The following is a 5,531-nucleotide window of genomic DNA, read 5'->3' as shown; positions in this document are numbered from 1 at the left end:
CAGATGGGCTAACGCTCTAGATCGGCGACGAGTTGCGACGGGATGACTGGCCCGTAGGTCTTTGTCATTTCGAGCCTCCGCAAGAAGAAGGCCGGCTCAAAGAGCCGGCCCTCTGTTCTTTTGACGAAGCTACTCAGTACCTCGCGATCACCGGCCCGCCCCAGCGGTAGTTCAAGCGGACGAGGCCCATGTCGACGTTCTGATCGATACGGTCGGTGCGCGTAAAGACACCAAGTCCCGCGCCGGCGAAGTTGCCGGAGCCAGTGAAATCGACGTTACGACGTTCGAGGAAGATGTGATTGTACTCGATGCCAACCGACCAATTCGGCGCAAAGCCATATTCGAAGCCGGCGCCGACCGTCCCGCCCCAGCGGGTTTGGTCGTTCGCCCGATCGAATTCAAGGCCGGTTGCAACGTCAAAGGTCCTGTAGCGATCGCCGACGACGGCAGCGCCACCTTTGACGTAGAACAGGGCGTTGTTCCAGGCGTAACCGATTTGGCCCGTGATCAGACCGAAGGCGTCAATTTTCGACTGATTGCGAAGGCCGAATCCCGCCGCGCTGATGTTGTCGCCCTTGAAATCCGCCCAGTTGCCCTGGCCTTCGACACCGAACACCCAGTTGGCCGACTGCCAGCGATAACCGATCTGACCACCGACCGTGCCCCCGGTCGCATTGTGACAGCCTTCACCGACAAGACTACCCGGAACGCCAGTCACACCGCCAATAGTGTCGACGAAGTCCCAGCATTTGTGGCTTGAGCCGCCGCCGCCGTTGATGCCGATGTAGAAGCCGCTCCAGTCGTAGATGGCGGCGACCATCGGCGCCGGAGCCTTGGTGTAGGGTCGTGCAGCGAGGTCCGCCGCGCTTGCGGGAGCCGAGAGGCCCAGAGCTAGTGTTGCGGCCGCAGCCGCAAAAAGCTTCTTCATGCGAGTTCTCTCCCCAGAGATATGAGTTCAATGAAATCGGTGCGTTCGCCCACCTGCCAATCAATGGTACGTCGTTCGCCGGTGCGTTGCTGTAGCGGGCTTACAACACTCGCTACCCAAAGGCGCCGAGACATTCTTGATATTTGTCATATTTGTCAGACAGTTAAGGGAACTAAATGCCCGGTGACGTGCACATCGGCAGCGCAATTTGGACGACGGCCCGCCAGCGTGAACCGGGGCCCCACCGGACAAACTTCGCTTCTTGGTTTTCGGGGATCGCCAGAGCTACGGGCCGAAATCGTCAAGTGGGCTGAACGTAAGCCGGATCAGCCGACATTATCGGAGGCCATATCGGCTGGTAGAGCGGGGTTTAAAACGGTGTCTGAGAGTCGACACGATCGTTCTGGGGTAAACTGGTGCGCGGCGGCGAGGCCACCCACGGCCGGCAGTAGCTCGCCGCCGACTGATCCCCCTATGGATCGATAATTTGCACCACGGACAGAGCCGCGTTTTGATGGCGGCATGCCGCGTCCCGCCCGCCATAGCACCACCCCTGCCGGTTGCCGCCCGGTCAAGATTACCTTCGGCGAACTGCGCGAGATGGGGTTAAGCGGCGTCGTGATCTGGTGCGCCGATTACCGATGCGGCCATTGGGTCGCGGTCAGCGCCGATGCTTGGCCGGACCATATGCGGCTGTCCGACATCGAAGAGCGGTTCGTCTGCTCCGCCTGCGGCATGCGCGGCGCAGACGTCCGGCCGGACTGGAGCACCGAGGGCCGCCCGGCGCCGTGGCGTCTCGGTGACCGCGCGACCTGAGGCTCGCAGCCTCAGCAGCGTCACCATTTCGCGCGGCCTGTGTCGGGTCCCGGACAGACAGCTCAACCGTAACGTTCATTGTAGGTTCCCGAAGCCGGAAAGGGAGAACCGCCATGCAGCGTCGCCGGTTCAAGCAAACCCAATCCCTTGAAGAAAGACTTGCTCAAGAAGCGCAGCGCTTACGCGAGGCAGCTAAGTCCTGTCCGCCCGGCACTACTCGCGATAAGCTACTCCGCAGAGCCCGGCAAGCCGACACCGGCTCGCACATCAGCGAATGGCTGAGATCGCCCGGCCTACAGCCGCCGAGCGACCGAGTCGGATCGTGACGTAACAAGACAGGCGGGACGCAACACGCCCGCTTTAATATCCGTCACGCGGACCGACCTGACAGGCTCGTTCAGACAGTGCACGCGCACCATCGTGCGAGGGAGCCCGGCCGGGGTGTAGCCGTGACGGACGGGAGACGACACCCGTGCAGCTACACGGGTTGACAGGGCGCACTCACCGATGACGCCTCGCCTAGTTTGATTTTGGATTGGCCTGATTTGCCGGTTGGAACGACGCCAAAAAAGCCCCAGCTCCGGGGGGCAGCGGGGACGATGGAGCTGGGGCCCACTTGGGGGATGCCCTTGGGGAAGGGCATCGGGAAAACCTGGTAGTCGGCAAACCGTTCCTGTCGTTTCGGAACGGCAACCTGACGGCCTGAGTTCGGGGCGAACATCCCCGCGGCCGAAAATACGAATGAACGGATCGTCTCCGAGAGAAATAAGGCCGCCTCAGTTGGCGGCCTCTTTCATTTTGTCCACACTGACGACCTGCAGTTTCCTAATTTGCCGGCTGACCTTAATCATTGATTCTTTTGCTTACGTCGGAAACCGGACAGACAGGCACAAAATTCAGAATTCCAATGTTCTCTTGGGTCATGAAGCGCTGGGGAGTGTCGTGGCACCTTTTGAGAAACTGTGCCTTGGAACAGCCGCCATCAGTTTCGTCGGGCTAATCGGTCTGACCGTGATGCTGTTCCTGACCTGAGGGCACGCCAACGTAGGCACAATTTGGCTCTACGAGCGAAGAACCTTGCGTTCCAATGCAGACATATCGCGTCCACATCATCGGGACTTTCGGCGATATCACGCAGCGGATCGATCTGGTTTGCGCCAATGACGCTGACGCCATCGATCGAGCTGGGCGGCTCATTGAGTACGGCACAGTCGAGTTGTGGCACGATGAGCGATTGATAGCCACATTTCTACCGAGCCCGATGGCTTAGGAAGACCGCCCCGTTGGCGGCCCTCTTGCATCCGGCGCCGAGAATTCCTCTGGCCCCAAGCCGAACAACGCCAAACTCACCTGTGTGACACCGGACGCGGTCGGCCGCACGACGCCCGCATCGTTCTTTAACTGACTAGAAACCAAAGAAAATGATCAAAAAATTTTACTGAAACAACTCGGCCCCCTCCGAGTCGATTTTCTGGAGGGCACGGCTCATGCCAGAGCGCCAGTTCATCGAGCAAGAAGTCCAGATCGCTCGCTACCGCCTTTTGGAGCGAGAGGTTACTGATCCCCTTGCCGCGTGCCTGCTTCACGCCATTGTCGAAGAACTTGAAGCTGTTCTGCGAAGGGATCGCGAGATCGGCCAGAGCAGTTCTGAAGTGTAGTTCGCTCGACTGACAAGCTGACGCGGCGACACAGAGGCCCCCGAGGCCGCGCAGTTAAGGAATTTGTTACCAGTCATCGTCACCATGTTGCCATTGCATATGGGTCGCGATTTGCGGCCCCCCGGAATTCCTGAAGTGGTTCGAACCTGAGCACGCCAGGTTAGCGGTCTCTTTCAAGAGGAGAGGCCCAATGTTTAAGGGCTTCGCGGTCGTCGTTGTGGCGCTGATCAGTACAGCGCAGCTGGATCAATATCTAACCGACGGTCGGTACACCGGCGCGGCCATGGCTATGCTGCGGCAAATCAGTCGCGCGTTTTTTTAGATAGTTCTTTGCGACGGAGACTCGTCATGGACGGCATCTCATGGGCCGATCTCGATAGGGATGAACAACGCGCCATTGCGATATTGGGAGCCGGTCTTTCCATTGAACTGTGCAGCCCCCTTGCTCTCCTGACGCTAGGTCGGCTCGGTCTGACCGTAGGATCTCACTTGACGGTTACGGGAGACACTTTGCGAAGAGATGCTGTTTTGAGGGGTGTCGCTAGTTAAGCGGTTCGGTATCGGTCGATCACGACAGGGGGATGGGAATGCCAAACGCAATCGAGCTGATTGTGGACGGTTACGTTCGCTTGAACAATCGGAGGGCTCTGGATGATCTCCGCATGCAGCGCCGAAAGCTGGCCGTAGACCTAAAGGCACGTACAGGTTTTGATTTCCGGACAACCGTCCAGCAGATCGAGGAAGATATCGTCGTGATTGAGGCTGGGCTGGCGCGGTTGGATGGCGCGGCGACGAGCTAACCTTACCAAGCTGTTTTCCTGGACGGAGCGGCAAACCGGGACGAACATCGCCGCTAGCTGCCATGAAACCCAATTCCGTAGGCGACGAAATGATCCTGAAACAAACGCCGTCAACAGTGCAGGTTTTTCAATAAGGCTTATTGCGGAGCTAAACCATGGACCGCGAAATAGATAGAATTGCAGTCGGCACCCGCTTCAAGATCAGCGAACTTGGAGCGGTTCGCTGCCCAAATCTGGCTAACAAGATTGGCATCGTTGTCGGCTTGAGCCGTCAGAATACCGGCATCACCGTGCTGCTCGATGGCGACGCAAGACCGACTTGCTTGTACAGGGGCTATATATCTTCAACATCTTAACAGCCTGAGGCCAGCTTAAGTCGTTCACGCTTTCTCGTCGGTCGTCAGGACCACTGCCATCGCCTTCGGATGGATCGGTTCAACACGGTATTCGGCGTGGTCCAGAATGGCGCCTTGGTTGGGCGTGATGCTGTCGTGGTTGCGCATGGAAGAACACCGGCTCGCCACCTACTCGACTTCGATCATTCGCTCCTTGGTGACCCGCAGGCTGCGGACGTAATACCCTTGTGCCTGAACGGCTGACTTGATTTCGTCGCTGACCTTGAGAACTCGTTTTCTGCTCCTGCGCCATCTATGTGCAGAGTAAAGCGCCGGTACGGGCGAGCCTGAACTTAGAACGAGCAAGAAGCGCTTGTCATTGCGATAGACATCAAACACCTTTCGCCCCCGCTGATCATATTGAACTAAGAATGAAATATATTTTGGTCGTCTCCACGGACGAGCTTAGTATCTCGAATGGCTGCGCGGGTTGTAAATCTGCAACGTCCGGGATTTCTTCAGCGTCGTTCCGCATTGGGAACGAACTTGGTGCAAGCTCGGCCGTGGGTATTGATCAAGCTCTTGCGAGCGGTCGGTTAAAGAGTCTACCGAATTCCGCCGCAACTGCGTGAGCAAATGCGCGGATGCTCGAAATCCCCCGTTGCGACCACTGCGAAGAAGAGTTCGCGCCAGAAGAGCTGATAGTTCTTGCGCCACCGGCCGGGGACGGGGAGTTGATCTGCGGTCGGTGCATCGAAATCAAGCTCCGTCGGGCGATCGCGGAACTACCGCGCGGTGATAACTGATGCCCCAACGCATCATCGTCATCTCGGTCGCGGCTTCCGTGTTGCGGATCATGGGCGCCTGATAATCGGGAAACACGCCCGGCATCGGCTGTAAGTTGCCGACGTAGCGATTGACGACGCGGAAGAGTGCGAGGATGGCGGCTTGGTTCGTCGTGATCGAATAGAGGTTATGCCGACGTCGGCATAAT

At 58.2% G+C, this 5,531-nt stretch carries 9 protein-coding genes and 1 pseudogene; 6 read left to right on the top strand and 4 right to left on the bottom strand.

Translation table 11 applies throughout. The annotated features are described in order from the left end of the window. Positions 1-133 precede the first annotated feature (133 nt). The gene (locus FXB38_RS42210) at positions 134-928 is read right to left on the bottom strand and encodes an outer membrane protein (protein WP_148756733.1); all 795 of its coding nucleotides are present in this window, start codon (positions 926-928) and stop codon (positions 134-136) included. Positions 929-1,450: 522 nt separating this feature from the next. On the opposite strand from FXB38_RS42210, the gene FXB38_RS42205 reads away from it, so the two are divergent. The 6 genes from FXB38_RS42205 (at position 1,451) to FXB38_RS42190 (ending at position 4,558) form a co-directional block, all read left to right on the top strand. After that, positions 1,451-1,744 (top strand): hypothetical protein, encoded by a 294-nt coding sequence (locus tag FXB38_RS42205; protein ID WP_148756732.1) that lies wholly within the window; start codon positions 1,451-1,453, stop codon positions 1,742-1,744. A 113-nt stretch (positions 1,745-1,857) separates the two neighbouring features. Beyond that, positions 1,858-2,070 (top strand): hypothetical protein, encoded by a 213-nt coding sequence (locus tag FXB38_RS44515; protein ID WP_148756731.1) that lies wholly within the window; start codon positions 1,858-1,860, stop codon positions 2,068-2,070. A 1,161-nt stretch (positions 2,071-3,231) separates the two neighbouring features. Next, positions 3,232-3,402: a hypothetical protein gene (locus tag FXB38_RS43410; RefSeq protein WP_187435531.1), complete on the top strand. Its 171-nt coding sequence runs from the start codon at positions 3,232-3,234 to the stop codon at positions 3,400-3,402. 190 nt (positions 3,403-3,592) lie between these two features. After that, positions 3,593-3,724 (top strand): hypothetical protein, encoded by a 132-nt coding sequence (locus FXB38_RS44795; RefSeq protein WP_283812836.1) that lies wholly within the window; start codon positions 3,593-3,595, stop codon positions 3,722-3,724. Between the two features lie 265 nt (positions 3,725-3,989). Continuing rightward, positions 3,990-4,202, top strand: coding sequence for a hypothetical protein (locus tag FXB38_RS42195; protein WP_148756730.1), 213 nt, complete (start codon positions 3,990-3,992; stop codon positions 4,200-4,202). 155 nt (positions 4,203-4,357) lie between these two features. After that, on the top strand, positions 4,358-4,558 hold the full coding sequence (locus FXB38_RS42190; RefSeq protein ID WP_148756729.1) for a hypothetical protein: 201 nt from the start codon (positions 4,358-4,360) through the stop codon (positions 4,556-4,558). Positions 4,559-4,582: 24 nt separating this feature from the next. Here the strand turns inward: FXB38_RS42190 and FXB38_RS44790 are convergent, their stop codons facing one another. From FXB38_RS44790 to FXB38_RS42180, 3 genes and pseudogenes are all read right to left on the bottom strand, one after another. Continuing rightward, on the bottom strand, positions 4,583-4,705 hold the full coding sequence (locus FXB38_RS44790) for a hypothetical protein (RefSeq protein WP_283812835.1): 123 nt from the start codon (positions 4,703-4,705) through the stop codon (positions 4,583-4,585). Positions 4,706-4,726: 21 nt separating this feature from the next. Then, the gene (locus tag FXB38_RS44510) at positions 4,727-4,936 is read right to left on the bottom strand and encodes a hypothetical protein (RefSeq protein ID WP_148756728.1); all 210 of its coding nucleotides are present in this window, start codon (positions 4,934-4,936) and stop codon (positions 4,727-4,729) included. Positions 4,937-5,341: 405 nt separating this feature from the next. Beyond that, positions 5,342-5,500, bottom strand: a pseudogene (locus FXB38_RS42180) (SOS response-associated peptidase); the annotation flags it as partial. Positions 5,501-5,531: the final 31 nt, after the last annotated feature.

The organism is Bradyrhizobium cytisi, from assembly GCF_008123515.1.
GTDB classification, from domain to species: domain Bacteria; phylum Pseudomonadota; class Alphaproteobacteria; order Rhizobiales; family Xanthobacteraceae; genus Bradyrhizobium; species Bradyrhizobium cytisi.
This window is presented reverse-complemented; position numbering and strand designations above follow the sequence as displayed.

Coding starts and splice junctions, on each gene's coding strand:
- FXB38_RS42210 (WP_148756733.1), bottom strand. CDS start 928: ATGAAGAAGCTTTTTGCGGCTGCGGCCGCAACACTAGCTCTGGGCCTC.
- FXB38_RS42205 (WP_148756732.1), top strand. CDS start 1,451: ATGCCGCGTCCCGCCCGCCATAGCACCACCCCTGCCGGTTGCCGCCCG.
- FXB38_RS44515 (WP_148756731.1), top strand. CDS start 1,858: ATGCAGCGTCGCCGGTTCAAGCAAACCCAATCCCTTGAAGAAAGACTT.
- FXB38_RS43410 (WP_187435531.1), top strand. CDS start 3,232: ATGCCAGAGCGCCAGTTCATCGAGCAAGAAGTCCAGATCGCTCGCTAC.
- FXB38_RS44795 (WP_283812836.1), top strand. CDS start 3,593: ATGTTTAAGGGCTTCGCGGTCGTCGTTGTGGCGCTGATCAGTACAGCG.
- FXB38_RS42195 (WP_148756730.1), top strand. CDS start 3,990: ATGCCAAACGCAATCGAGCTGATTGTGGACGGTTACGTTCGCTTGAAC.
- FXB38_RS42190 (WP_148756729.1), top strand. CDS start 4,358: ATGGACCGCGAAATAGATAGAATTGCAGTCGGCACCCGCTTCAAGATC.
- FXB38_RS44790 (WP_283812835.1), bottom strand. CDS start 4,705: ATGCGCAACCACGACAGCATCACGCCCAACCAAGGCGCCATTCTGGAC.